The sequence below is a fragment of the Rhizobium pisi genome (assembly GCF_003938655.1).
Taxonomy (GTDB): Bacteria; Pseudomonadota; Alphaproteobacteria; order Rhizobiales; family Rhizobiaceae; genus Rhizobium; species Rhizobium pisi.
The window spans coordinates 199,960-224,713 of record NZ_RJJT01000011.1 but is presented as its reverse complement, the minus strand read 5'-3'; the positions used below and the strand labels follow the sequence as shown (position 1 = coordinate 224,713).

Genomic DNA, 24,754 nt, shown 5'->3' with positions numbered 1-24,754 from the left:
TCGTGAATTTTCACGAAATCCCGTGCATGAGGCCGGGAGTGCTCACGCCTGAGGCGGAGCGAAGGAGTGGATCATGTTGATTTTGATTGCCGGCCCTTATCGGTCCGGAACGGGCGACGACCCGGAGAAAATGACCGCCAACCTGAAGCGCCTCGAGGAACCCTCGCATGCGCTGTTTGCAGCCGGTCACGTGCCGATGATCGGTGAGTGGGTGGCGCTGCCGATCTGGCACGCCGCTGGCGGCAGGTCAGTCGGCGACGCGCTCTACGAAGAAATCTTCCACCCGGTCGCCGGTCGGCTGCTGCAGCTCTGCGAGGGCGTGCTGCGCCTGCCCGGCGATTCCAAGGGTGCCGACAATGATGTGCGCATCGCCAGGGAGCGCGGCATCCCGGTCTGGTGCCGGCTGGAAGACGTACCGGGTTGCGGGTGAGGTGCGGTGGAGGGGCCGGAAATTGCCGGCTCCTCCCGATCTTGCCGGTTCCGACGCGCAGACCCCTGCGCTATAACCCTTGCCGAAAGGGAGTCGAGAACCATGCTGACATTGTATTACGCGCCCGGAACCTGCGCGCTCGCAAGCCTCATTGCCTTGGAAGAATCCGGCCTGGCCTTCGAAACGAAGAAGATCAGTCTTCGTGACGGCGAGCAGCGGTCGCCTGATTATCTGAAGATCAACCCGAAGGGCCGGGTGCCAGCGCTTGTGACCGATCGCGGCGTGCTGACGGAAACGCCGGCGATCCTGGCTTACATCGCCCAAAGCGCGCCGGCCGCAAAACTCGCGCCGCTCGACGATGCCTTTGAATTTGCCAGGCTCCAGTCCTTCAACAGCTACATCTGCTCGACCGTGCATGTGAACCATGCCCACCGCCCGCGCGGTTCCCGGTGGGCCGACGATGCGGCCGCAATAGAGGCGATGAAGGCCAAGGTACCGCAAAACATGGCAGATTGCTTCACGTTGATCGAGCAGTCGATGTTCGAAGGCCCCTGGGTAATGGGCGAAACCTATTCGATCGCCGATCCTTATCTTTTCGTCATGACAAGCTGGCTGCCGTCGGACGGTGTCGATCCCGCCCGCTTCGAAAAGGCGAGCGACCATCACGCCCGCATGCTGCAGCGTTCCGCTGTCCAGCGGGCGCTTGCCTACGATCAGGTCTGATAACTGCCGGCAAGCTTCTTCGGCGCCCGGAACCGCCAGGCGCCGGTCAGCCGCAACCGTAATTCCTCGTCGCCAATCAGGGCGACGCGCACCGGCAGATACGGCCAGCCGACATAATGGGCGGTCTGGAAATAGATATCAGGCGCCATTTCGAGCAGATGCTCCTTGTCGTCGAGCGCGATCGAGATCACGATCGTCTCGGCGTTCTTTACCGCAACGAAGCTCTTGCCGCCGACCTTCAGTGCCGGATTGCCGTAGGAAGTGCTCTCCTCGACGCCGGGCAGGCCGGCTTCCGCCGCCAGCCGCTTCAGGCGCTCGAAGATCGCATCGACGTCGTCGGCCATTGCTTCGCCCTTCTTCTCGGGCAAAAGCCTAGCACGTTTTTACGCGCATTTCGCCAGCGGCGGTTTGGTCTCGGCATGAAAGCCCACCTGCCGTCCGAGCGGCAGATCGGCGATTTCGCGCATCGACATGCGCTCGACCTCGGGATGCCGCAGCGGATCCTCCTTCCAGAGATCACCCGCAATGTCTGCGTCAGTCAAGTTATGGGCGGTCCTCAAGAAAAACTTCAGCAATGACATGGCATGCCTCGCTTTCTTCACTACAAATTTGCTTGCTCAACGGCTGATGTCGCCGAGCCTCTCATGCTGCAATATCGGCGCCCACGGTCAGGTTTTCAATTGAGATTGACGCGGTCATGCTATAGAAAAACTATATGAGAAACCTGAATTCCGTCCATCTCAACGGCCTGCGCGCGCTCGAAGCCGTCGGGCGTCTCGGCTCGCTCCAGGCAGCGGCCGACGAACTCGGCGTCTCGGTCGGCGCCGTCAGTCAGCAGGTCATCAAGGCGGAGGCCCAGCTCGGTCAGGTGATCTTCGAGCGCACTGCCAGGGGAATGATCGTGACCGAAGCCGGTCGGCCGGTGCTTTTTGCGCTTGCCGAGGGGTTCGCCCGTCTTTCGGCCGCGGTATCGATCGCGAGCCGCAAGGACGATACGATCCTGACCATCTCGGTCGCCCCTGTTTTCGCCGCCCGCTGGCTCGTCTGCCGTCTCGATCGCTTCGCCGAGCGTCATCCCGACATCAAGCTGCGGCTGGATGCGACGACCAACCTCGTCAATCCGGCCCTTTGCGATGTCGATATCGGCATCCGCGTCGGCGCCGGCACATGGCCTGACGTGAAGGCTGAACTGTTGCTGGAGCAGGAGGTCTTTCCGGTCTGCTCCCCAGACATGGCGGCGAGATTGAAGGGACCTGCCGATCTCCTCGAACTGCCTGCCATCATCGATGGCAATGCCATGTTCACCTGGGAGGTCTGGATGCGCGAGGCCGGACTTTCAGGCGCAACCCTCGCCACGCGCCACGTCTTCAACGACGCCTCGCTCTGCCTCGATGCGGCGATTGCAGGCCAAGGCGTCATGCTGGCTTGGCAGACCCTTGCCGGCTTTTCGCTCGCCGAAGGCCGTCTGGTGGCGCCCTTCGGCATTCGCGCCAAGACCGGCTTCGGCCATTACTTCGTCACGGCCGCAGGCACGCGCGAGCCGAAGAAGGTCAAGGATTTTAAAGCCTGGATCCGTGAGGAAATGGCCGGTACCCTCGCGCTTTTCCGCTAGCGCGGGGAGGCTGCATCAAAGCATGATCACGCGCCACCATTGCCCTTCTTGCGGCCGCGGGGCTGAAATTCGACGAGCAGTGACTTGAGTTCGATCTCGCGAATGCGTCGCGCCGCTTCATCAGGGCTCACCCATTCGAGAACACGCTGGCCCTGCTCCTTGAAGTCACCCCTGATCTCCGTGACTTCAACCTGAAACACGTCGACAATGCAGGGCGCCACGTCGCCATTCTCGAGTTCTTTCAGATAGGTGTAGTAGCCGACCGGCTTCTTCCTCACCGCCCCGCGCACGCCCGCCTCCTCCCACGCCTCGATCGCCGCAGCTTCGAAGGGTTTCTTCCCTTTCATCGGCCACCCTTTCGGGATGATCCAGCGTCCGCTCTCGCGTGATGTAACCACAAGGATTTCGACCTGGGGTCCGCCATTGCTGTAGCGGAAGCAAAGAGCGCCGTACTGTTGACGGAATTCACCGGAGAACAGCTTGGCGGGAACGGTCGCAAGCTGCCGAAGCAATGTCTGGGACTTGTCTGGTCGGGGCTCCGGGCTTTTTTTCGTAGACTTCATAGTGATTGGCTTGTCGAATTTGCTTGTTGCTTCAATTGCCTGAGCGTGTTTATGACAGATTTATGACAGTTAGCCACGCTGAAGGGTCCGTTGGCATGATGAGTATTTTTCGCAAGCTGATGCCACGGGAGGACAGGTTCTTTGAAATGTTTTCCAAGCACTCCAAGACTGTGGTTGCCGCAGCGCACGCCCTTGACCAACTCCTGAAAGGCAATGACGTCCAGAAAAACTGCGAACGTATCGTCACATTGGAAGACGAGGCCGATGATGTGACGCGCGAGGTTCTTCTTGCCGTTCGGCGAAGCTTCATCACGCCCTTCGACCGCGGCGACATCAAGGATCTCATTCAGTCAATGGATGATGCGATCGACATGATGCATAAGACAGTCAAGACGATCCGCCTGTTCGAGCAAGTGAGCTTCGATCCGCTCATGCAGCAGATGGGCGGCGAAATCGTCAAGGCAGCGAACCTCATCGCGGAAGCGATCCCTCTCCTCGACAGATTGGGCGCCAATGCGCATCGTCTTGCGGCCATCGCGGAGGAAGTCACCCGGGTGGAGGGACGTTCCGACGAACTCCACGACCAGGGCCTGAAGGATCTGTTTTTACGTCATGGTGCCAGCGGCAATGCGATGGCCTACATGATCGGAAGTCAACTCTACGGAGAGCTGGAGAAAGTCGTCGACCGCTTCGAGGACGTCGCCAACGAAATCAGCGGCATTCTCATCGAGAACGTCTGATGGAAGCCTCCCTCGCTCTGCCGCTGCTCGTCGGCCTGGTTGTTGTCGCCCTGTTCTTTGACTTTCTCAATGGCCTGCATGATGCGGCCAATTCCATTGCGACGATCGTGTCGACCCGCGTCCTGCGGCCGCAATATGCGGTCGTCTGGGCGGCATTCTTCAATTTCATCGCATTTCTATTCTTCGGCCTGCATGTGGCCGAGACGCTGGGGACCGGCATCATCGATCCTGCGATCGTTTCGCCCCAAGTGATCTTTGCCGCACTCATGGGCGCTATCATCTGGAATATTCTCACCTGGATTTTCGGGATTCCATCCAGCTCGTCACATGCACTTGTCGGCGGGCTGGTGGGCGCCGGTTTGGCAAAGGTGGGCTTCAGCTCGATCGTCTGGAGTGGTCTCCTGAAGACTGTCGGCGCCATTTTCCTTTCTCCGGCCATCGGCTTCCTGCTTGCTCTGGTATTGGTGCTCGTCGTCTCCTGGTCCTTCGTCCGGCAAACGCCGTTTGCGGTGGATCAGACATTTCGCATCATGCAGTTTGTGTCCGCCTCGCTCTATTCGCTAGGCCACGGCGGAAACGATGCGCAGAAGACGATGGGCATCATCGCAGTGCTTTTGTTCAGCCAGGGATATCTCGGCTCGACATTCTATGTGCCTTTCTGGGTGGTCCTTTCCTGCCAGTCGGCAATGGCTCTCGGCACGCTGTTTGGCGGATGGCGGATCGTTCATACCATGGGGTCGAAGATCACTCGACTCAACCCCATGCAAGGATTCTGCGCCGAGACGGGCGGAGCATTGACACTATTCGCGGCGACTTGGCTCGGTATTCCCGTCTCGACGACCCATACCATCACCGGAGCAATCGTCGGAGTGGGCGCAGCCCGGCGCGTTTCAGCCGTGCGCTGGGGATTAGCCGGCAACATCGTGATCGCCTGGATCGTAACGATGCCGGCGGCGGCAGTGATATCCGCGACGTTCTACGGCCTTGCATCTCTGCTGCAATAGAATCGGGTAAGGAGGCAGGGGTTTTTCGGCACCATGCTCTAACCCTCAGACCTCGATCGGCTCCTTGCTGCGTGTTGCCTGCATTGCCTTGTAGGCCGGGCGGGACTGGCAGCGTTCGATCCAGGCCTTGATGTTCGGATGCGCTTGGAAAAGCGCGTCCTCGCTCTGGGCGTAGCGCAGCACCTCCGCGAGGTTGAGATCGGCAACGGTCAAGCGGTCACCGACGATCCATTGCCGGCCGGCAAGGTGGCTCTCGAGGACCGCGAGCGGCCTGCGCAGCGAGCGGCAGGCGACCGCGATCGTTTGTTTGCCGTCTTCGCTGTTTTCAAGCCCGTTGTCATAGGTCAGAACGATTTTTACCGTATGGGGCTCGACCTCTGCAGCCGCCCAGACTGTCCACATCGTCAACAAACCGTCTTCTTCGACGGTTTTTCCGGAAAGCGGCCCTCCATATTTGCGTGCAAGGTAGAGATTGATCGCCAGCGACTCGTGCATGACGAGGTCGCCGTCCTTGATGCTGGGAATCTGCCCCATCGGATTGACGGCAATGAAATCCGGTGAGTGCGTGTTGAGCAGTGCATCCGGCGCCAGTGGATTTGCAAGCCGCCTTGCCTGCAGCACCGGCACCGACTGGAATTCGAGCCCAAGCTCCTCCGCCATCCAGTAGACGCGTGATGCGCGCGATCGATAGACTCCGTAGATTGTCAGCATGGACGTATCCCCTTAATGTGTCGGAGAGACCGTAAACGCCGGATCGCGCTCGGAAAAGTCCTTGCCGCTGATGGTACGATGAAAGCTTTTGATGCAAGCAACTCCAGCAAAAGTGCGCGACGGTTTTGCGTCCGGAAGTGCGCGAATGCAAAGTCAGGAGACGCGGTTTCGTTCGACGGTGAGCTGCGCATAAGGCGCGCCGCCGCCCGCCATCTCGCCGGAGACTTTCTTTTCCCACTGGAATCCGAGAACCGCCCCTTCGGCAGTTTCCTGGAACACATTGTCGGTAATGACGGCAGTCCCGGCGCCATCGGCGACCGAGACGGCGCAGCCGACGGGCGCCTTACGCACCACATTGCCGCTGACGACGACGTTTCTAAGGTAGGGCCCCCAGCCGATCTGCAGCCCCCAGCGCGGTGCGCCCTCGATCACATTGCTTGAGATCAGCGTGTCGGCCTCTGCCGCGATACCGATGCCGAAACCGACCTCGTGCTTGTAGGGGCCGCGCAGCGTCAGGTTGCGCACGACGTTGCCGGTGACGCTCGCCAGCCGGCCGCCCTCGTCGAAATTGGCGATCGAAATGCCGTTCGCGGCCCCGTCGATGAGATTGGCGGAAACGACGGCGCCCTCGAAGGCGAATTCGACATAGATCGCCGTCTCGCCGGAACGCCGGCATTGATTGCTGCTGATCTGGATATCCGAGGCCGAATTGGCGCGGATCGCCGTGAAGGCGCAATCGGAGATGTGGTTATTCACAACCATGACGCCGTCGGCGCGAAAGATATTGACGCCGTTGCCGTTTTCGCCGGTGCCGCCATCATTGGCGCGGATGTTGGAGATGCGGTTTCCTGAGACGACAGTGCCATCCTCCGCCTTCTTCCAGCGATGGACAAGGATGCCGCCATTGCCGCAATCCGACACGGTATTTCCCGATATCGAAAGGTTTGCCGATTCCACCGCGTAAAGCCCGGATTGGGCCGCACCCGAAATGCGGCTGCGCTCGATCCGCCCGCCGCAGCGCTCGAGCTGCAGCCCGTGCTTGCGGCTGCCGCCGATTTCGCAATTGTCGATGAGCACCTCGTCGACGCCGGTGAATTGCAGAAGCCCGCCGGCATAGTCGCCCAGCCAACGATTGCCGCCGTCGATGACGAGATTAGAAAGCTCGATGCGTCGTACGTTTTCGGCGGCAAAGAGATGGCCTTCGCCGGTATAGACGATGCGTGAAGCCCCCGGCACGCCTGAAATGCGCGTATTGTCGGGCAGGGTGAGATTGGAGATCCGGTAGGTGCCTGGCGGCAGAAAAACCGGCACATTTTCGCGCGCGGCCTGCTCGATCATCTGTTGCAGGTTTCGTGTCTTGCTGTCGCCGCTTTCAGGAACGGCGCGATAATCCACGGCGTCGATCGCGCCGCGCAAACCGGGCTCCGCGGCAGCCGTCAGGGGTGCGGCGAGCGCGCGTGGCGCCGTCCATCCCGCAACCGCCGAGGCGGCAAAGAACAGAAGCATGTCGCGGCGTGAAGGCATCCCAGGATCTCTTGTCATAGCGCACCCGTAGCAGGAAACATGCCAATCCGGCATGTATTGTTTTGGTACAGGCGGTCGGAATCGCAGTTGCCGCAGCAGACGAGGGCAGGATATCGCCGCGGATTTTGTCGTCTTGTTCACTCTTTCATTTAAGCAAGCCGAAGGAAATGCGGACTACTCTCATAAGAGAGTTTCAATGATGACTATTGCGGGATGCGGCCTTCGGCCGCCGGGGAGAATGGCGTCATGCCGGAATTGAGTGCCAGGCGACGGGAACCGACCGACGCCCTGACGGCCGAAACGCGCCGTATCGTCGCCGCAACGGAGGCAATGATGGCATCGACCGCCCACCATCTGTCCGAGGGCATCGAGAACCTCCGGCTCAAGGCGATCGTCCATGAACTCCCTGATTTCCTCTTCGTCAAGGATCGCGACAGCCGCTTCGTCTTCGCCAACGCCGTCACCGCAAGTAGCCTCGGCCTGGAAAGCGCTGCCCAGATCACCGGCAAGCGCGATTTCGATCTGTTCGACTTCGAGACGGCGCGCCGCCACTTCGACATCGAGCAGCAGATCATGGCGACGGGCGAAGCTCGCATTGACATGGAGGAATCATACGTCCTTCCCGGCAGCAAGAGGCAGATATGCCGGCTGACCTCGAAGATACCGCTGCGCAATGACCGCGGCGAGGTCGTCGGCCTGATCGGCGTTTCCCGCGATATCACCGAGCGCAAGCTGCAGGAGGATCTTTATCGCGGCCAGGCGAAACTGCTCGAAATGATCGCCCGCAACGAGCCGTTGCCGATGATCCTCGAGGCGCTCGTGCTGATGATCGAGGCGCAGCTGACAGGCATTGACGGATCGGCGCTGCTGCTCGACAGCGAGGGCACCAGGCTCTATCACGGCGCCGCTCCCAATCTGCCCGGCGGCTATAGCCGTCTGATCGACGGCGTCACGATCGGTCCCAAGGTCGGCTCCTGCGGAACCGCCGCGTGGCGTGGCCAGACTGTCATCGTCGAGGACGTGACGGTCGATCCGTTGTGGGAGGATTTCCGCGCGCTGGTCGCGCCCTTCGGCTTCCGCTCCTGCTGGTCGACGCCGATCATGACCTCGCAGAACAACGTGCTCGGCACGTTTGCGCTCTATTCCAGGGAAGTCCGCCGTCCCACCGAGCACGAGATGACGCTGGTGGCACTTGCCACTCACATCGCCGGCATCGCCATCGAACGCAAACGCGTCGACGACCGCATCCATTTCATGGCCCATCATGACGATCTTACGGGCCTGCCGAACCGCGCCTTCCTGAAGGAGCGGCTGGCCAATATCCTCGACCAGGCCCGCCGCCATAATCGAAAGGTGACCGTCGCCTATATCGATCTCGACAACTTCAAGGACGTCAACGACGGCCGCGGCCATGCCGCCGGCGACGAGGTGTTGAAAGAGGTCGCCGCCCGCATGGCCAACAGTGTCAGGGCGTCCGATATGGTGGTGCGTCTCGGCGGCGACGAATTCCTCGTGGTGCTCGTCCACCAGTCGAGCCACGATGCCGGCATCACGCGTCGCCTTCGCGAGCTGCAGAAGGCGATCAACCGGCCGATCCGCGGTGAGGATGGCGAGATCGCCGTCACCGCGAGCATCGGCGTTGCCGCCTTCCCCTTCGATGGCGTGACCTCGCAAGAGCTTCTCGCCAATGCGGACCGGGCCATGTACCGAGCCAAGGAGGGTGGCCGCAACACATTGCAGCATCACGAGGGCGGCGGCACGCCCGTTGGAATGCCGCTCGGCGAGCAGGAGGAATTGCATCAGGCGATCACCGGCGACCAGCTCTTCCTGCAATACCAGCCGCAGGTCGATGTCGCCACAGGCCGCATCACCGGGCTCGAGGCGCTGGTGCGCTGGAACCATCCGGCCAAGGGCAGGGCGCCGCCGGTCAATTTCATTCCGCTCGCAGAAGAGACCGGCCTGATCGTGCCGCTCGGTCTCTGGGTGCTGAACGAGGCCTGCCGCCAGGCCCGCCATTGGCAGGATATGGGCCTGACGCCACTGACGATTGCCGTCAACGTCTCCGCCAAGCAGTTCGCCGATCCTGATTTCGCAACCCATGTCGCCGAGGCGCTGGAGCGCCATCGGCTGCAGTCCCGCTGGCTGGAGCTTGAGGTCACCGAAAGCGTGGTGATGCAGGATGCCGAACGCGCGCTTGCGATGATGGAATCACTGCGTGCGCTTGGTGTGCGCTTGTCGATCGACGATTTCGGCTCGGGCTATTCCAGCCTTGCGGCGCTGAAGACATTCCCCTTCGACCGCCTGAAGATGGATCGCTCGCTGGTCGAGGCCCTGCCGGGTGACAAGACCGCCGTCGCTATCGTCTCGGCCGTCATTTCGCTGGCGCAGACGCTGAAGCTTTCGGTTCTCGCCGAGGGCGTGGAGACTGACGCGCAGCTGGATTTCCTGCGCGAGGCGCGGTGCGATGAGGCGCAAGGCTACCGCTTCTCCAAGCCTGTTTCTCCTGAAGAGATCGCCGTACTGCTGAAGGCCGGCAGTCTCTGAGCTTCATTTCACAAGCCGGCCGATCACGTCGATCTCGTTCGTCCATATGCCGGCCGCATAATTCTCAGGCAGCCGCGCCAATTGCGAGGGGTCGTCAATGCCGGTGGAAAAATCGCCGCCGCGATAAGGGCCGAGCACGAAAACCTCGGTTCCGGCATCTTCCATCCGGTTGAGGAAACGGTCCGGCCAGCCCCAGAGCCACGAGGCGATGTTGATCGGCACCAGCATCATCGCATGTTTGCAGGCGTCGGGTAGCAGGCCGGTCCAGCCATAGCCGATATAGCCGAACAGGCAGCCCTTCAGGCTCTTGCGTGACGCGGTCCTGATATCGGGCGTGAGCTGGCGGACGATTTCGATCGGCTCGTCGCCGCCATAGACGATGATCTTTGCCCGTCGCTCGTTGGAAAGGCCGTTGAGCACGGCGGCGAGCTTTTCGCCCTCGGAAGGATCGCGGCTCTTGACGTTAATGAGGAAGCGCCGGTCCGGAAAGGTCGAGAGCGCCTCGGCAAGCGTCGGCATCATGCCGATGCCGCGGCCGCGAAAGGGAAAGGTCTTGCCGCCATCGGCGGTGTAGCCGTAGCCGATATCGAGCGCTCGCATGTCAGCCATCGAATGCTCGCGTGTGACGCCGTGCCCGTCGGTGCGGCAGTCGAGCGTCCAGTCGTGAAAGACGGCGAACTCGCCGTCCGTTGTCGGATGCACGTCGATCTCGACGATATCGGCGCCGGCGGCAAAGCCGGCCTGCATCGACCGGATGGTGTTTTCGAGATAGTCGTGTTTCGGCGCCAGCATGCGGGTCGCCGTGCAGGTGTCGTTCTTCAAATCGGTTTCGTCGAACCGCTGGGCGATGCCGCGATGGGCAAGCAGCACCGGCTTTCCCGGCCGATGTTCTGCAAGCAGGCTGGTATTGTTGAGATAGATGCCGGCGGCAGCGACGGCAATCACGGCGGCACAATAGAAAAGCTTCCTGCCCAAGATTTATCCCCCTCTGGTTGCATCGAATGATGGAAGGGCTAGAAAGCGATTCCGGTTGTTCTTGGGCTGTTTTCCGGCTTTTCTATGCTATCGGGTCATTTGCCGCACGGGGCTGTCATCGCATGGAAACACACGACGACGAACTCATCCACTTCGAGGTCCATGGCGCCGCTCCTTTGCCGCCCGCAACGATCGAAAGTCATGTCGAGCGCGACGGCGCCCGCATCGGGTATTCGAGCTATGGCGCCGGTCCTGCCGTCATCCTGCTGCATGGCGGCCTCGGTCACAGCGGCAACTGGGGCTATCAGGTGCCCGCGCTGTTGCGGAGCGGTCGTCGCGTCGTGCTGATCGACAGTCGCGGTCATGGCCGCAGTAGCCGCGATGCCCGTCCCTATAGCTATGAATTGATGGCAGCCGATGTGCTTGCCGTCATGGACGAACTGCGCCTCGACAAGGCGGCGATCGTCGGCTGGAGCGATGGCGCCTGCATTGCCCTGATCCTCGCGATGACGGTGCCGTCCCGTGTCGAAGGGGTCTTCTTTTTTGCCTGCAACATGGATCCGAGCGGCACGCTGGAATTTCATCCGACCCCGGTGATCGACCGATGCTTCAGTCGACACGCCGCGGATTACGCTGCCTTGTCCGCTACGCCGGACGATTTTCATCCCTTCGTCGAGGCGGTCGGCCTGATGATGCGGACGGAGCCGAATTATGATGCGGCTGACCTCGGCCTCATCCACGTGCCGGTCGCAATCGTGCTCGGCGAGCATGACGAATTCATCAAGCCTGACCATGCCGAATATCTTGCCCGCAGCATTCCGGACGCGCAGATGATTTATCTCCACGGTGTGAGCCATTTTGCGCCGCTGCAGCGGCCGGCCGAGTTCAATGCCGCGGTGGTCAACTTCCTCGACGGCATCGGAACACGAAAAAATGAAGGCTTGCGGCGTTGAGCCGCGGCAGCGGAATTTCTTAAGAATTCAGTAACTTTTTTGGAACGGCAAACGTAGGGTCCTCCGTGAAGGATTCGTTTTGTCGTTCGCTCACGGAAATTTTCGAGCCGCCGCCCGCTCATGTCAGTCCTGTGCATGGCAGGTTGCGCCGAAGGCGTGTGCTCGTCCGCGGCTCCTCCGCTTATCTCGAGAAGGCCCAGGGAGCCGGAATGATCAGCAAAGATATGGAAGAGAGAATTTCGATCGCGCGCAAATCGCTGAGCGACGCGATGAGTTTTCAGGCGTCGGGCGATTTCGAAAACGCCGAAAAAGCCTATGTCAGAGTCCTGCACAAGGACTATCGCACGATAGACATCCTGCCGCTGCTGGCGGGCGTTGTCGCAAAGAGAGGCGATGCTGAAACCGCTCTCTACTACTGGAACAAGCTGCTCGGCCTCAATCCCGCCCATCTCGTCGCACTCATGGAAAAGGGCGCGCTGCTGCGCCAGCTCGGCCGGTCGGCGGAAGCGGTCGGCTGCTATGAGATGGCACGTGGCCTGTCGCCCGAAAATCCTGTCGTGCGGAACAACCTTGCCGTTGCACTGGCCGACTCCGGCCGGCAGTCGGAGGCGCTGGCCGAATTTCGTCATGTTCTGCGGTTGCAGCCGGACAATATCAATGCCTGGCACCAGATAAGACGCATCTCCTCCGCGATCGTGCCCTTCTGGCACATCGCCATGATGAACGACACCAGACGCAACGACGCCTTCGAAGCGGCGATCCGCCGGGCCTTAGAGCTGCGCGGCGCCGATGCGCATATCCTCGATATCGGCGCAGGCAGCGGCCTGCTGTCGATGATGGCGGCGCGCGCCGGCGCCACCAACATCGTGACCTGCGAGAGCGTGCCGGCCATCGCCCAGACAGCGGAGAGGATCATCGCCGCCAACGGTTATCGCGAGCAGATCGATATTTTCGAAAAGCCCTCCACCGAACTTTCCGTCGGCAGGGAGATGAAGACCCGCGCCGATATCCTGATTTCCGAGATTCTTTCGAGCGATCTTCTGGCCGAAGATGTCCTGAACACTTTCGAGGACGCCCATGCGCGGCTGATCCGCGAGGATGCCATCGTCATTCCGCGCGCTGCCTCCGCCATGGGCTGCCTCGTCGCCAGCGAAACACTCTCCAACTATGCCCATGTCGGCGAGGTCTCCGGTTTCGACATGTCGCAATTCAATGCGCTTGCCCCGTTGCGTCTGCCCGTTCACGGCACGATGACCGAATGGACCAGGCTTTCCGACGATTTCGAGATCGCTGCAGTCGACCTCACCGCCCGCAAACATGCCGCAGCGCTGCGCAAAGTATCGGTGCCGGTTCACGCGGATGGCACTGCGGTCGGGGTCGTCCAATGGATGAAGGTCGATCTGATCGAGGGCGTGGTTTTCGACAACCACCCCGACGGCTATCATGATGGCGGCTGGCTTCAGGTTCTTCACACCTTCCCGCAGCCGGTGGACGTCCGGGCCGGTACCTCACTTGATATGGTGGTTGGCCACGACAGGACGAGCCTGCTGATGACGCCGATAGTCTGAGCAACGGGCTTTTGTCGCAGCGAGGGAAGATCATCATGGCCGTCTTGAAAGGCAGCCATGGTCGATTCCACTCGGCCGGTGTCACGATGGCGACGAGCTTGCGCAGTCGTCGTGCTGGCGCTTTCTGTGGTCCCCTTCCTCAGGCCTCTGGCCACGCGTCCAATTCCCGCTATCTCTAGCTTCATGAGACCTGACGCGCTGCTTTATCCCGCCCCCGAAGGGCTCTATTGTCCCGAGGGCGGCTTTTATGTCGATCCGGTGCGACCGGTTGAGCAGGCGCTCGTCACCCACGGCCATTCGGATCATGCCCGGCCGGGCCATGTGAATGTGCTCGCCACCCGCCAGACGCTCGATATCATGCGCCTGCGCTACGGCGACGGCTTTTGCGCCAGTGAGCAGGCGGCGGCCTTCGGCGAGGAACTGCTGGTCAACGGCGTCAAGGTGAGTTTTCATCCCGCCGGCCACGTGCTCGGCTCCGCTCAGATCGCCATCGAGAAGAACGGCACTCGCATCGTCGTCTCCGGCGACTACAAGCGCCGCCCAGACCCGACCTGCGAGGCCTATGTGCCGGTTCCCTGCGATGTCTTCATCACCGAGGCGACCTTCGGCCTGCCGGTCTTCCATCATCCTGATCCGATGGATGAGACCGGCAAACTGCTGGCATCGTTGCGGCAATTTCCCGAGCGCACCCATCTCGTCGGCGCCTATGCGCTCGGCAAGGCCCAGCGCGTCATCCGGCTGCTGCGCGATGCCGGTTATGCCGAGCCGATCTATATCCACGGCGCTATGGAAAAACTCTGCGACTATTATGTCGGGCAGGGCATCGATCTCGGCGAGCTGCTGCCGGCAACGATCGAAAGCCGCGACAAATCCGCCTTCAAGGGCGCGGTCGTCGTCGGTCCGTCATCGGCCTTCGCCGACCGCTGGGCGAGGCGCTTCAACGAGCCGCTGCCGGCTTTCGCCTCCGGCTGGATGATGGTGCGCCAGCGCGCCAAGCAACTCGGCGTCGAACTACCGCTCGTCATATCGGATCATTGCGACTGGCCGGAACTGACGGAAACGATCCGGGAGCTGCAGCCGGCCGAGGTCTGGGTGACGCATGGCCGCGAAGAGGCGCTGGTGCGCTGGTGCGAGCTGCAGGGCATCAAGGCAAAGCCGCTGCATCTGGTGGGATATGAGGACGAGGGGGATTGAGGACGTGAGTTGCATCCTGCGCCAAAACCCCTCCCCAACCCCTCCCCACAAGGGGGAGGGGCTGCCGCGCCTCGCACGCCGCATTTTACGTCTGACGACCCCGCATGCAGGGACGTTGCTTTGGGGCGAGGCGTGGCCGCAGGTTATTCCCTCCCCCTTGTGGGGAGGGGTTGGGGAGGGAACTTTTTCCCCAGTCAGGAGGCCAACATGAAAGCCTTCGCCGATCTCCTCGACCGCCTGGTCCTGACCCCCAGCCGCAACGGCAAGCTGAAGCTGCTCACCGATTATTTCCGCGACACGCCGGACCCGGACCGCGGCTACGGCCTTGCAGCCATCGCCGGCACGCTTGAAGTACGCAACGTCAAGCCCGCCATGCTGCGCGAACTGGTGCTGGAGCGCATGGACGAGGTGCTGTTTCGCTATTCCTACGATTATGTCGGCGATCTCGCCGAAACCATCTCGCTCGTCTGGGACAATGAGAGGGACATAGACCGCTCAGCCTTCGCCCAGCCGCGCCTCGGCGAGGTCGTTACCCGCATGAATGCGCTCGGCCGCACCGAAGTGCGCGGCTTCGTCCGTGACCTGCTCGACCGGCTGGATTCGTCCGGCCGTTTCGCCTTCATCAAGCTCGCGACCGGCGCGCTGCGCATCGGTGTTTCCGCCCGTCTCGCCAAGCAGGCGGTGGCCGACCTCGGCGGGCGTGATATCACCGAGATCGAAACCCTGTGGCATGGCTTGCAGCCGCCTTACGAGACATTGTTCGAATGGCTGGCAGGCGGCGAAAGACCTGTGCTGGCGACACCGGCGATCTTCCATTCCGTTATGCTCGCCAATCCGGTGGAGGAGGGGGATCTCGATGGTCTCGATCCGGCCGACTACGCCGCCGAATGGAAATGGGATGGCATCCGCGTCCAGCTCTCCCGCTCCGGTGACCGGCGCAAGATCTATTCTCGCTCCGGCGACGACATCTCCGGCGCCTTTCCTGATGTTCTCGAAGCGATCGATTTTTCAGGCGTCGTCGACGGCGAGTTGCTGGTCGGCGGCACCGCCCGCTCCAATAGCCCGACCCGCACCTTCTCCGACCTGCAGCAGCGCCTGAACCGCAAGACGGTGACGGCGAAGATGCTGGACGACTACCCGGCCTTCATCCGCGCCTACGACCTGCTCTTCGACGCAGAAGAGGATGTTCGCGGCCGCACCTATGTCGATCGCCGCGACCGGCTGGCCGAGATCATCGACCGCGCCCCCCACGACCGTTTCGACCTCTCGCCGCTCGTGCCTTTCTCCTCATGGGAGGAACTCGACGCCCTGCGCGCGGCCCCGCCCGACCCTGTCATCGAGGGCGTGATGATCAAGCGCCGCGACAGCATCTACCAGGCCGGCCGGATGAAAGGCCCCTGGTTCAAATGGAAGCGCAACCCCTATAATGTCGACGCAGTGCTGATGTATGCCCAGCGCGGCCACGGCAAGCGCTCCAGCTACTATTCCGATTTCACCTTCGGCGTCTGGGCCGATGACGAGGACGGCGAACAGCTGGTGCCCGTCGGCAAGGCCTATTTCGGTTTCACCGATGCCGAACTCGAGCTGCTCGACAAATTCGTGCGCAACAACACCACCGAGCGCTTCGGGCCGGTGCGCGCCGTGCGCGCCGACAAGGATTTCGGCTTCGTCGTTGAAGTGGCCTTCGAGGGCATCAATCGCTCGACCCGGCATAAATCGGGCGTGGCCATGCGCTTCCCCCGCATCGCCCGCCTTCGTCCCGACAAGCCCTCCTACGAGGCCGATCGGCTGCGCACGTTGATCGCCATGATCGACGCCAAGGCCGAGTGACCCCTGCGCAACAATGACGCAGGGCGATATTTTCAACAGGACGTGTATTGGCGGCAACGGTCTTCCGGTGCAGATTTTTCTGAGCATGACGCCGAAAAGTGTAAGCGGTTTTCGGATGACATCATGTTCTAACTGTTTAATTTAGATGGGCCGGGGGAGATGATTTGGGTGCTGCGCAATGAGCTCGCATGAACGAAATTCCTTTTTCCGCCAACGCCGCACCGTGCTGGCGGGTCTTGCCGGTGCACTCGTCCTGCCGCGCATGGCGGCGGCTTTCGATGTTCCGGACGAGCCGCGGCTTGCCAAGCACGATTACGTCAAGGTCCGCAGCCATTTCCGCACGAAGCTGCTGAAGAAGGGGCCGGCGCCCGACAAGTACGAACTGCTGAATGCGCCTGCAGACGCCGACAAGATCTTCTATCGCTCCGGCTATGGCGGCGAGCTGGAGCTTGCGGCCTGGGTCTCGAGATACAAGCGCGAGCGCACCTCCAAGCCCGCCGTGCTCTTTCTCCACGGTGGCAATGCCATGGGCATCGGCCACTGGCAGCTGTTGAAGCCCTATATGGATGCCGGTTACGTCGTGATGATGCCGTCGCTGCGCGGCGAAAACGGCCAGATGGGCAATTTCTCCGGCTTCTACGATGAGGTCGACGACGTTCTTGCCGCCAGCGAGCGTCTGGCGCATTTGCCGGGTGTCGATCCCCAGCGTCTCTTCATCGCCGGCCACAGCATCGGCGGCACGCTGACCATGCTGACGGCGATGAGCACCCACAAGTTCCGCGCCGCTGCGCCGATTTCGGGCAATCCCGATGCCTTCCGCTTCTTCAACCGCTATCCCGAGGACATCCGCTTCGACGACAGCAACACCCATGAATTCGAGGTGCGCTCGGCCTTGTGTTACGCCCACAGCTTCAAATGCCCGGTCCGCGTGGTCCACGGCACCGAAGAGGCCCATTTCAACGACCGCGCCGAACTACTTGCCCGCCGTGCCCGTGCCGCCGGCGCCCATATCGAGACCGAAACCGTTGCCGGCAATCACACTTCGGCGCTGCCGGCCGAGATCGAACAGAGCATCCGCTTCTTCCATGGGGTGGCGGCCTGAGTTTGGCCGCTGCCGGCAACGCCGGCCGAATGTGACGTCGGATAAACCCGAACCAGCCGGTTCACGGTTTCCTGATTTTGGTTTTTCCACCCCAACGCCAGCCTCGCGCCAGCCGCGGATGCCATCGTCCCGGCAGATATCGCTGTCTTGCCGATCGTTGATAAGGGTGGTTCCATGAATTTTCTGCGCCGGGTCTTCCCGATTGCCGGGCTCGTGATCGTTGTCGCGTCGCTGAGCGGCTGCAACATCCTCATTCCCGATGTCGCTGCCGATTCGCCCGCCCGCTTCGTGCAGGAAACCTCGCCGGTCTTCTATCAGCCGCCCGGTGTCGATCCGCGCCGGGTGCGGCCCATTCCCGATCAGCCGGTGCCGCAGACGCGCGAGCTTTACAAGACGCAGTTCCATCAGACCTTCGGCCTGCCGGTCACCAATCCGGTGCACATGGCGATGTATGGTGAGCTGCGCGACGAGGATTTCACCCTGCCGTCGATCCCCGTCAGTCGCGTGCAGCCGCAATTCCTGCGCCAGGAGGTCGATTATCAGACGACCGAGCGCCCCGGCACCGTGATCGTCGATACCAAGGCCCGTTTCCTGTATTTGGTCGAGGGTAACGGCAAGGCGATGCGCTATGGCGTCGGTCTCGGCCGCGATGGCTATGCATGGTCGGGCCGCGGCGTCATCCAGTGGAAACAGAAATGGCCGCGCTGGACGCCGCCGGTCGAGATGGTCTCGCGCCAGCCTGAGGTTCGCCCCTTTGCGGCGGAAAACGGCGGCATGAATCCGGGGCTGCAGAACCCGCTCGGCGCGCGCGCCATGTATATCTTCAAGGGCGGGCAGGATACGCTCTACCGCATCCACGGTACGCCCGACTGGCAGTCGATCGGCAAGGCCACCTCGTCGGGCTGCGTGCGCATGCTGAACCAGGATGTCATTGATCTCTACGACCGCGTTCCCGCCAAGGCCGTGATCGTTGTGATGTAGCGCTGCAACAGCGCTGCCCATATCGTCCGCTCCCGGCGGGACACGTCTGCGTGAAGCTATGGTTTATTTGGCGCAAGCCGATAGATTTTCTGATGTTGTTATCGGCATTGGACGAATCGTCGGCTTATAAGGCGCCTCGTTCGGCTTCCCGCATCAAAAGGAAATCAGTCCCGCGTCATGAGCTTCGATAGACATCTTTCCCGCCGCAGCTTTCTTTCCTTTTCGGCACTGACCGCCGCCTCCGCGCTCGGCGGCTGCGCCTCATCGGCCAATACGGTGACGTCGGGCGATTCGACGATCATCTACCGCTCGCCTGTGCGCCTGTTCCAGTCCATGGGAACGTCGAGCGTGCCCAGCGACGCAGAGCTTGCCGTCATCTATGGTCCCGTCGAGGACGGCGGCTTTCTCATTCCCGCCGTTCCCTACGAGCAGATCGACCCCCGCTATTATCGCCAGCGCGTCGTCGATCCGACCGGACAGCGCCCCGGCACCATCGTCGTCGATACGCCGTCGCGCTTCCTCTATCTTGTCGAAAATGACGGCATGGCGATGCGCTATGGCGTCGGCATCGGCCGTGAGGGTTTCGCCTGGCAGGGATCGGGCGTTATCCAGTGGCGCCAGAAATGGCCGCGCTGGAAGCCGCCGAACGAGATGGTCGCCCGCCAGCCTGAACTCGTCAAATATTCGATCGACAACGGCGGCATGGAGCCGGGCCTGAAAAACCCGCTCGGCGCCCGCGCGCTTTACATCTTCTCGAATGGAGAGGATACGCTCTACCGCCTGCACGGCAATCCCGACTGGCGCTCGATCGGCAAGGCCGTCTCATCGGGTTGTGTCAGACTGCTGAACCAGGATATCATCGATCTCTACGATCGCGTTCCCACGAAGGCGCCGATCGTCGTCTGGCAGTAATCGTCGCCGAGGCGGCTGCAAGCGGGCCGCCTCGCATCAATCTCAGGCGAGCTTCGCTTTGTCGGGCAGGCGTTTGCCTTGCCCCTGAGCAAAACGTTTCGCGTTTCCGTGCCCGGAAAAGTTTTATTTTCAAAATACCATTGCTTAATTCGATAAATATCCTACATGGTGCGTATCGAATTGCTTGTGACCTTTGTCCATGCGCTGAAGCGCTTCGTCAGATCTCCTCTCAACATCGATATTGCCCGCGGATATTTTCGCCGGGCTCCCTCCAACGGTTAAAAGGAAATCGTTATGAATTCAGGCGTCGTCAAGTGGTTCAATGGCACCAAAGGTTTTGGCTTCATTCAGCCCGATGATGGTTCCACGGACGTTTTTGTCCATATTTCGGCGGTTGAGCGCGCAGGTATGCGCGATCTCGCAGAAGGTCAGAAGATTCGCTACGATATCGTTCGCGACAAGCGTTCCGGCAAGAATTCGGCGGACAATCTTCAGGCCGCATGATTTGTCATTCGCCTGCGCTGACCATCTATTGGCGGCGAGCTGACCACGGACGTACTGGCAGCGGGCTGAGTGACGGGAAGAGGTCGGGTTTCAGCCCGGCCTTTTTGTTTTCGTTGCTTGGCTTTTCTTGATTGATCGAGTCGTCGAAGGGGCGCTGAAATGAGCAGAGCAAGCTATAAAGTCGGCGACATGATCGTGCTGAAATCCGGTCTCACCCGCACGGCGAAGACCGACAAGCGATGCCGGATTGCCAGCATACTGCCCAACGACCACGGGCATGTGCAATATCGCGTTCAATTCGCGGCGGAGAATTTCGAGCGTCGCATCACCGAAGCCGACATCGATGCCGGGGAATCTCCATCGAGCACTTCCCCCGAGGCGGCGGCCAGGACCGATAGCGCCGAACCCTGGCTGAAGTTTTCTAGCATCAGGATCGGGAAGTAGACTCGCCTTATTATTGATAGTGCGGCCTCGCCGCCGACAGGAAGGATATCGTTTTGCAGGTACTCGTCAGGGATAACAACGTCGATCAGGCGCTCCGCGTGCTCAAGAAAAAGATGCAGCGGGAAGGCCTGTTCCGGGAAATGAAGGCGCGCAGCGCCTTCGAAAAGCCGTCCGAGAAGCGCGCCCGTGAAAAGGCCGAGGCCATCCGCCGCCAGCGCAAGCTCGCCCGCAAGAAGCTGCAGCGCGAAGGTCTGCTGCCGGCACCGAAGAAGGTTCTCCGCGCCCGCTAATCCCGCCGTGGAATCACGGCGTCAGCCATGGAGCCATGATTCCATTTGTGGGATTATGGCTTTTCAGCCGCCGCGGAGCTGTGGCTTGAGAACGCCATCACCTGAGAGAGGGCACATGACAGCCACCAAGGGAGAATTCTTCAATCCCGCCAAACTTTCGCCTCGCGACAAGGCGGAAGCGACCGATCATACGGCGCGCGCCATCATCGAGGCTGAGGCTTCGGCGCGCGACAAGAAGACGGAGAAGCTGAGAGCGCTGCGTCTGCAGCAGGCGGCCGAGGCCGGGCCTGAAGCGGCGCCTGCAAAGAAGCGTCGGTCGCCGGCCAAGTCCCCCGCACGGCGGCCCTGATCTCGGCGGCGGTCAACCGCCGCCCACGCCGGCCCGGCTGAGATTGCCCCGCAGCCGATGCAGCATGCCGCGCAGTTCGGCCATTTCCTCGAGCGTGCAGCCTGCGGCCTCACCGATTGCCGTCATGATCGTATTGATCTCCCCCTTCATCGCCTGACCTTTCGGTGTCAGCGAAACGATCACTTGCCGTTCGTCACGCAGGTCGCGCAGGCGCTTGATGAGCCCGCTCTGTTCCAGCCGTTTCAAGAGCGGCGACAGCGTGCCGGAATCGAGATCCAGCTGTTCGCCGATCGTCTTCACCGGCAACTCACTGCGCTCCCACAGCACCAGCATCACCAGATATTGCGGATAGGTAAGGCCGACTCTTTCCAGAATTGGTTTGTAGGCGCGGGTGAAGGCATGCGCCGTCGCATAGACCGCAAAGCACAGCTGCTTCTCGAGCCGCTTTTCCTCCTCCGGTATCTCCATCGTCTTTGTCGTCTGCGCTTTCATATCCATCATCCCCGAGGCGCCGATTGTCCTCTTTTCGAATTCCAAATGCAATTTGCAAAATTCGCTTGTGTGCGATTTAATTGTGCGATATTAAAAATCCAACCCGATCGAAGGGCCAACCAAAGGAGATCGTCATGCCTATTCTCTATACGACCAAAGCCTCTGCCACCGGCGGCCGTGCAGGCCGCGCCGTTTCCGAAAACGGCGTCCTGGACGTGACGCTGACCGTTCCGAAGGAACTCGGCGGCGACGGCGCAACCGGCACCAATCCTGAACAGCTCTTCGCTGCCGGTTACTCCGCGTGCTTCCTCGGTGCTCTGAAATTTGTTGCGGGCCAGCAGAAGGTCAAGATTCCCGAAGACACGACGGTCTCCGCCAAGGTTGGCATCGGCCCGCGTGAAGATGGCGGCGGCTTCGGCATCGAAGTGGCCCTGACCGTCAACATTCCGGGTCTCGACCGCGAAACGGCCGAAAAGCTCGCTGCCGCGGCTCACATCGTCTGCCCCTACAGCCACGCCATGCGCACCTCGACCGAAGTGCCGGTCACTGTTGCCTGATCTGCTTTAAAACGCGGCAGCCTTATCGGCTGCCGCGGCCTTCCTGGGGGGGCGCGCCGGTTATTTGGCAGCTGCTTCCCCGCCGCGACGGGGCGGGCGCGGCGAACGCGCCGGTTTTGCCGTTTCTGTACTCATCGATGACGACACCGCTTGCAGATCCTGTCGCAGCCGCGCGGGGCCGCCATCCGGCAATCTGCCGTCGATTGCCGCATGCGTGCTTTCCCAGATCGGCAGTGCTCTCGCCAGCGTCGCCTTGCCTTCGGCGGTGAGGCTCAGCAGCCGGCGGCGCCGGTCCTTCGGATTTTCCATTACATCTATCCAACCCCGGCGCTGCAGCGGCTTCAGGGCAGCCGTGAGCGTCGTCTGGTCCATGGCGAGCAGGGTGGCGACCGGCCCCATCGGCGGCGGCTCCGGCCGGTTCAGCGACATCATCAAGGAAAACTGCCCGTTGGTCAGCCCAACCGGCCTCAGCGCATCGTCGAACAGCCGGGCAAGCGCGCGCGCCGCTCGCTGCACATGCAGGCAGAGGCAGGTGTCGCGTACCAGCAGCGTCGTGGAAAAAGGAATCTCGATCGAGTTTGACATGTCTTATATCTATTGATATCAATGTATTTAGTCAAGGAGAAGGAACGGAGCCGGCTTCCGCCGGCGGCGCCGGAGGAGGGCGCAGGCCATGCAGAATGAGGTTGTGTCCCGCGAGGAATGGCTCGAAGCCCGCCGCGCCCTATTGGCGAGGGAAAAGGAGGCGACGCGGCTGCGCGACAGCCTCAATGCCGCCCGCCTGGCGCTGCCCTGGGTGAAGGTCGACAAGGATTACGTCTTCGAAACGCCGGAGGGAAAGAAGTCGCTTGCCGATCTTTTCGATGGCCGCAGCCAACTGCTGATCTACCATTTCATGCTCGGTCCCAATTGGGATGCCGGCTGCACGGGCTGCTCCTTCCTGTCAGACCATGTCGATGGCGCCCTGCCGCATCTGAACCACCACGATGTCACCTGGGTCACCGTTTCGCGCGCGCCGCTCGACAAGATCGCCGCCTATAAGCGGCGCATGGGGTGGACGTTTCCATGGGTCTCTTCCTTCGGCAGCGATTTCAATTTCGATTATCACGTCTCTTTCAGTCCGGAGGACCTTGCCAAAGACAAGGTCTTTTACAATTTCACTCCCATGGAACCGGCAAACGCTCATGACGAACTGCCGGGACTGAGCGCTTTCTATCGCAATGACAAGGGCGAGGTCTTCCATACCTATTCGAGTTATGCCCGCGGGCCGGAGGAACTGATCGGTACGCTGATGATCCTGGACCGTGCCCCGAAGGGCCGCAACGAGGACAGTACGATGAATTTCGTACGCCGCCATGACGAATATGAGGAGGCCCAGAAGACAGCATCCTGCTGTCATTGAGATGGAGCAGTTCCAGCAGGATAGGTCGCCCTTGCTCAAGGGAGGAGAGGATGATGAAGGCCGCTGAGGTGCCGAAGGAATATTTTTTCCTGGAAAGTCTGCTCGGAAAATGGACCGTCACCGCGCCCCAGATGACGGGCGATGACGACTGGACGGAGACAGTCCGGTCGCTGCACGGCATCTGGTTCGTCGCCGAAGGCAGCGGCCGCACGGCCGACGGCAAGGATGCCACCACCATCCTGACGCTCGGCTACAACGCTTCGAAAGGCAAGTACGTCGGCAGCTGGATCGGCAGCATGATGGACTATATGTGGGTCTATGAAGGTGAGGTCGATGCCTCGGGCAACGTGCTGGATCTCTATACGGCAGGTCCTGACTTCAATGGCGAAGGGCTCGCCGATTACCGGGAGCGGATAACCTTCACCGACGCCGATCACCGCACTTTCACCTCCAGCACCAGACAGCCTGACGGTTCATGGAAGCAGTTCATGGAAGCGCATTACGCTCGCAAGATCTGACAATCATGGCGTCCCGGACATTGAAAACGGGCGCGAAAAAGGGAGAGTATGATGTCCGAGACGCATGGAAAATTCATCTGGTGCGAACTGATGACCCCCGACACATCAGCTGCAGCTAAATTCTACTGTTCGGTCGTCGGCTGGACGACCTCCGATATGACGGTGGAAGGCATGCCACCCTATACGATCTTCGAGGCAAACGGCATCGGCGTCGCCGGCCTGATGGAATTCCCGGCCGAACTCGAAGGCAAGGGCATTCCACCGAACTGGACGGGTTATGTCGCTGTCGACGACGTCGACCAGTCGGCCAGGGATTTCGCCACCAATGGCGGTTCGGTCCGCCGGCCACCGGCAGACATCCCGAGCGTCGGCCGCTTTGCTGTCGTCGCCGATCCCCATGGCGCGGTGCTCTGCATCATGACACCGGCGCCGATGGAGAATCCCATGCCTGAACTGGCCGCCGACGCACCCGGCAATATCGGCTGGCACGAACTCTACACCGGCAATGGCGAAGAGGCGCTGGCCTTCTATTCCAAGCTGTTCGGCTGGAAGCGGGACAGCGATTTCGACATGGGCGCGATGGGCGTCTACTATCTCTTCTCCCATAACGGGAAGCAGATCGGCGGCATGATGACCAAGCCGGAAAATATCCCGATGCCCTTCTGGAGCTATTATTTCATCGTGCCGGCCATCGATGCCGCGATCGACCGCGTCACATCAGGCGGCGGCAAGGTCGTCCACGGTCCCATGGAAGTTCCCGGCGGCAGCTGGATCATCCAGGCCATGGACCCGCAAGGCGCCTTCTTCTGTCTGGTTGCACCGAAGCGGTAAG

General features: G+C 61.2%; 29 protein-coding genes. 21 read left to right on the top strand and 8 right to left on the bottom strand.

All coding sequences use genetic code 11. The annotated features are described in order from the left end of the window. The first annotated feature begins 73 nt into the window (after window positions 1-73). Complete coding sequence (locus tag EFD55_RS17675; RefSeq protein ID WP_125846351.1) at window positions 74-430, top strand: DUF4406 domain-containing protein; 357 nt, start codon at window positions 74-76, stop codon at window positions 428-430. A gap of 102 nt (window positions 431-532) precedes the next feature. Further along, entirely contained in the window at window positions 533-1,153 is a 621-nt protein-coding gene (locus EFD55_RS17670; RefSeq protein ID WP_125846350.1) for a glutathione S-transferase family protein, read from the top strand. On the opposite strand, the gene EFD55_RS17665 is transcribed toward EFD55_RS17670, so the two are convergent. Both EFD55_RS17665 and EFD55_RS17660 read right to left on the bottom strand, forming a co-directional pair. Next, complete coding sequence (locus tag EFD55_RS17665; protein ID WP_125846349.1) at window positions 1,144-1,497, bottom strand: MmcQ/YjbR family DNA-binding protein; 354 nt, start codon at window positions 1,495-1,497, stop codon at window positions 1,144-1,146. The two genes, EFD55_RS17670 and EFD55_RS17665, sit on opposite strands and share 10 nt — an antisense overlap. 39 nt (window positions 1,498-1,536) lie before the next feature. After that, window positions 1,537-1,734 (bottom strand): hypothetical protein, encoded by a 198-nt coding sequence (locus EFD55_RS17660; RefSeq protein ID WP_125846348.1) that lies wholly within the window; start codon window positions 1,732-1,734, stop codon window positions 1,537-1,539. Between the two features lie 134 nt (window positions 1,735-1,868). Here EFD55_RS17660 and EFD55_RS17655 point away from each other — a divergent pair, with 134 nt between their 5' ends. After that, complete coding sequence (locus tag EFD55_RS17655; protein WP_125846347.1) at window positions 1,869-2,765, top strand: LysR substrate-binding domain-containing protein; 897 nt, start codon at window positions 1,869-1,871, stop codon at window positions 2,763-2,765. Window positions 2,766-2,791: 26 nt separating this feature from the next. Here EFD55_RS17655 and EFD55_RS17650 read toward each other — a convergent pair whose 3' ends face one another. Further along, window positions 2,792-3,328 carry an NUDIX hydrolase gene (locus EFD55_RS17650; protein WP_125846346.1) on the bottom strand — a complete coding sequence of 179 codons (537 nt, stop codon included), beginning with the start codon at window positions 3,326-3,328 and terminating at the stop codon, window positions 2,792-2,794. 95 nt (window positions 3,329-3,423) lie between these two features. On the opposite strand from EFD55_RS17650, the gene EFD55_RS17645 reads away from it, so the two are divergent. Both EFD55_RS17645 and EFD55_RS17640 read left to right on the top strand, forming a co-directional pair. Continuing rightward, the gene (locus tag EFD55_RS17645; RefSeq protein ID WP_125846383.1) at window positions 3,424-4,068 is read left to right on the top strand and encodes a DUF47 domain-containing protein; all 645 of its coding nucleotides are present in this window, start codon (window positions 3,424-3,426) and stop codon (window positions 4,066-4,068) included. Further along, the gene (locus EFD55_RS17640; RefSeq protein ID WP_125846345.1) at window positions 4,068-5,072 is read left to right on the top strand and encodes an inorganic phosphate transporter; all 1,005 of its coding nucleotides are present in this window, start codon (window positions 4,068-4,070) and stop codon (window positions 5,070-5,072) included. The genes EFD55_RS17645 and EFD55_RS17640 overlap by 1 nt, the downstream gene beginning before the upstream one ends. 45 nt (window positions 5,073-5,117) lie before the next feature. Here the strand turns inward: EFD55_RS17640 and EFD55_RS17635 are convergent, their stop codons facing one another. Together EFD55_RS17635 and EFD55_RS17630 are read right to left on the bottom strand one after the other, a co-directional pair. Then, the gene (locus tag EFD55_RS17635) at window positions 5,118-5,783 is read right to left on the bottom strand and encodes a glutathione S-transferase family protein (RefSeq protein ID WP_125846344.1); all 666 of its coding nucleotides are present in this window, start codon (window positions 5,781-5,783) and stop codon (window positions 5,118-5,120) included. Window positions 5,784-5,936: 153 nt separating this feature from the next. Next, the gene (locus tag EFD55_RS17630) at window positions 5,937-7,307 is read right to left on the bottom strand and encodes a TIGR03808 family TAT-translocated repetitive protein (RefSeq protein ID WP_125846343.1); all 1,371 of its coding nucleotides are present in this window, start codon (window positions 7,305-7,307) and stop codon (window positions 5,937-5,939) included. Between the two features lie 246 nt (window positions 7,308-7,553). Here EFD55_RS17630 and EFD55_RS17625 point away from each other — a divergent pair, with 246 nt between their 5' ends. Next, on the top strand, window positions 7,554-9,851 hold the full coding sequence (locus tag EFD55_RS17625) for a sensor domain-containing protein (RefSeq protein WP_125846342.1): 2,298 nt from the start codon (window positions 7,554-7,556) through the stop codon (window positions 9,849-9,851). A gap of 3 nt (window positions 9,852-9,854) precedes the next feature. Here EFD55_RS17625 and EFD55_RS17620 read toward each other — a convergent pair whose 3' ends face one another. Beyond that, on the bottom strand, window positions 9,855-10,826 hold the full coding sequence (locus EFD55_RS17620; RefSeq protein ID WP_125846341.1) for a glycerophosphodiester phosphodiesterase family protein: 972 nt from the start codon (window positions 10,824-10,826) through the stop codon (window positions 9,855-9,857). A 122-nt stretch (window positions 10,827-10,948) separates the two neighbouring features. On the opposite strand from EFD55_RS17620, the gene EFD55_RS17615 reads away from it, so the two are divergent. The 11 genes from EFD55_RS17615 (at window position 10,949) to EFD55_RS17565 (ending at window position 20,953) form a co-directional block, all read left to right on the top strand. Beyond that, entirely contained in the window at window positions 10,949-11,779 is an 831-nt protein-coding gene (locus EFD55_RS17615; protein ID WP_125846340.1) for an alpha/beta fold hydrolase, read from the top strand. Between the two features lie 209 nt (window positions 11,780-11,988). Then, window positions 11,989-13,347 (top strand): tetratricopeptide repeat protein, encoded by a 1,359-nt coding sequence (locus EFD55_RS17610; protein WP_125846339.1) that lies wholly within the window; start codon window positions 11,989-11,991, stop codon window positions 13,345-13,347. A gap of 183 nt (window positions 13,348-13,530) precedes the next feature. Next, the gene (locus tag EFD55_RS17605) at window positions 13,531-14,541 is read left to right on the top strand and encodes a ligase-associated DNA damage response exonuclease (protein WP_125846338.1); all 1,011 of its coding nucleotides are present in this window, start codon (window positions 13,531-13,533) and stop codon (window positions 14,539-14,541) included. 207 nt (window positions 14,542-14,748) lie between these two features. Further along, window positions 14,749-16,371, top strand: coding sequence for a cisplatin damage response ATP-dependent DNA ligase (locus EFD55_RS17600; protein ID WP_125846337.1), 1,623 nt, complete (start codon window positions 14,749-14,751; stop codon window positions 16,369-16,371). A gap of 178 nt (window positions 16,372-16,549) precedes the next feature. After that, on the top strand, window positions 16,550-17,473 hold the full coding sequence (locus EFD55_RS17595) for an alpha/beta hydrolase family protein (RefSeq protein ID WP_125846336.1): 924 nt from the start codon (window positions 16,550-16,552) through the stop codon (window positions 17,471-17,473). A 174-nt stretch (window positions 17,474-17,647) separates the two neighbouring features. After that, window positions 17,648-18,454, top strand: a complete 807-nt coding sequence (locus tag EFD55_RS17590) for a L,D-transpeptidase (protein ID WP_125846335.1) — start codon at window positions 17,648-17,650, stop codon at window positions 18,452-18,454. Between the two features lie 177 nt (window positions 18,455-18,631). Beyond that, complete coding sequence (locus tag EFD55_RS17585; protein WP_125846334.1) at window positions 18,632-19,366, top strand: L,D-transpeptidase family protein; 735 nt, start codon at window positions 18,632-18,634, stop codon at window positions 19,364-19,366. 294 nt (window positions 19,367-19,660) lie between these two features. Next, a complete protein-coding gene (locus tag EFD55_RS17580; protein WP_008529019.1) occupies window positions 19,661-19,870 on the top strand; it encodes a cold-shock protein in 210 nt (69 codons plus the stop codon). Window positions 19,871-20,029: 159 nt separating this feature from the next. Further along, window positions 20,030-20,314: a cold-shock protein gene (locus EFD55_RS17575; RefSeq protein ID WP_125846333.1), complete on the top strand. Its 285-nt coding sequence runs from the start codon at window positions 20,030-20,032 to the stop codon at window positions 20,312-20,314. 53 nt (window positions 20,315-20,367) lie between these two features. Next, the gene (rpsU, locus tag EFD55_RS17570; RefSeq protein WP_003569533.1) at window positions 20,368-20,604 is read left to right on the top strand and encodes a 30S ribosomal protein S21; all 237 of its coding nucleotides are present in this window, start codon (window positions 20,368-20,370) and stop codon (window positions 20,602-20,604) included. A 115-nt stretch (window positions 20,605-20,719) separates the two neighbouring features. Beyond that, window positions 20,720-20,953 (top strand): hypothetical protein, encoded by a 234-nt coding sequence (locus EFD55_RS17565; RefSeq protein ID WP_125846332.1) that lies wholly within the window; start codon window positions 20,720-20,722, stop codon window positions 20,951-20,953. A 12-nt stretch (window positions 20,954-20,965) separates the two neighbouring features. On the opposite strand, the gene EFD55_RS17560 is transcribed toward EFD55_RS17565, so the two are convergent. Then, window positions 20,966-21,454 (bottom strand): MarR family winged helix-turn-helix transcriptional regulator, encoded by a 489-nt coding sequence (locus tag EFD55_RS17560; protein ID WP_125846331.1) that lies wholly within the window; start codon window positions 21,452-21,454, stop codon window positions 20,966-20,968. A 125-nt stretch (window positions 21,455-21,579) separates the two neighbouring features. Here EFD55_RS17560 and EFD55_RS17555 point away from each other — a divergent pair, with 125 nt between their 5' ends. Then, window positions 21,580-22,002 (top strand): organic hydroperoxide resistance protein, encoded by a 423-nt coding sequence (locus EFD55_RS17555; RefSeq protein WP_003546481.1) that lies wholly within the window; start codon window positions 21,580-21,582, stop codon window positions 22,000-22,002. Window positions 22,003-22,062: 60 nt separating this feature from the next. Here EFD55_RS17555 and EFD55_RS17550 read toward each other — a convergent pair whose 3' ends face one another. After that, entirely contained in the window at window positions 22,063-22,587 is a 525-nt protein-coding gene (locus EFD55_RS17550) for a MarR family winged helix-turn-helix transcriptional regulator (RefSeq protein ID WP_125846330.1), read from the bottom strand. An 88-nt stretch (window positions 22,588-22,675) separates the two neighbouring features. On the opposite strand from EFD55_RS17550, the gene EFD55_RS17545 reads away from it, so the two are divergent. Genes EFD55_RS17545 through EFD55_RS17535 form a run of 3 tightly spaced genes read left to right on the top strand, consistent with a single transcriptional unit; the run spans window position 22,676 to window position 24,753 of the window. Continuing rightward, window positions 22,676-23,404: a DUF899 domain-containing protein gene (locus tag EFD55_RS17545; RefSeq protein ID WP_125846329.1), complete on the top strand. Its 729-nt coding sequence runs from the start codon at window positions 22,676-22,678 to the stop codon at window positions 23,402-23,404. A 50-nt stretch (window positions 23,405-23,454) separates the two neighbouring features. Then, window positions 23,455-23,922 (top strand): DUF1579 domain-containing protein, encoded by a 468-nt coding sequence (locus tag EFD55_RS17540; protein ID WP_125846328.1) that lies wholly within the window; start codon window positions 23,455-23,457, stop codon window positions 23,920-23,922. Between the two features lie 51 nt (window positions 23,923-23,973). Further along, complete coding sequence (locus tag EFD55_RS17535) at window positions 23,974-24,753, top strand: VOC family protein (protein ID WP_125846327.1); 780 nt, start codon at window positions 23,974-23,976, stop codon at window positions 24,751-24,753. Window position 24,754: the final 1 nt, after the last annotated feature.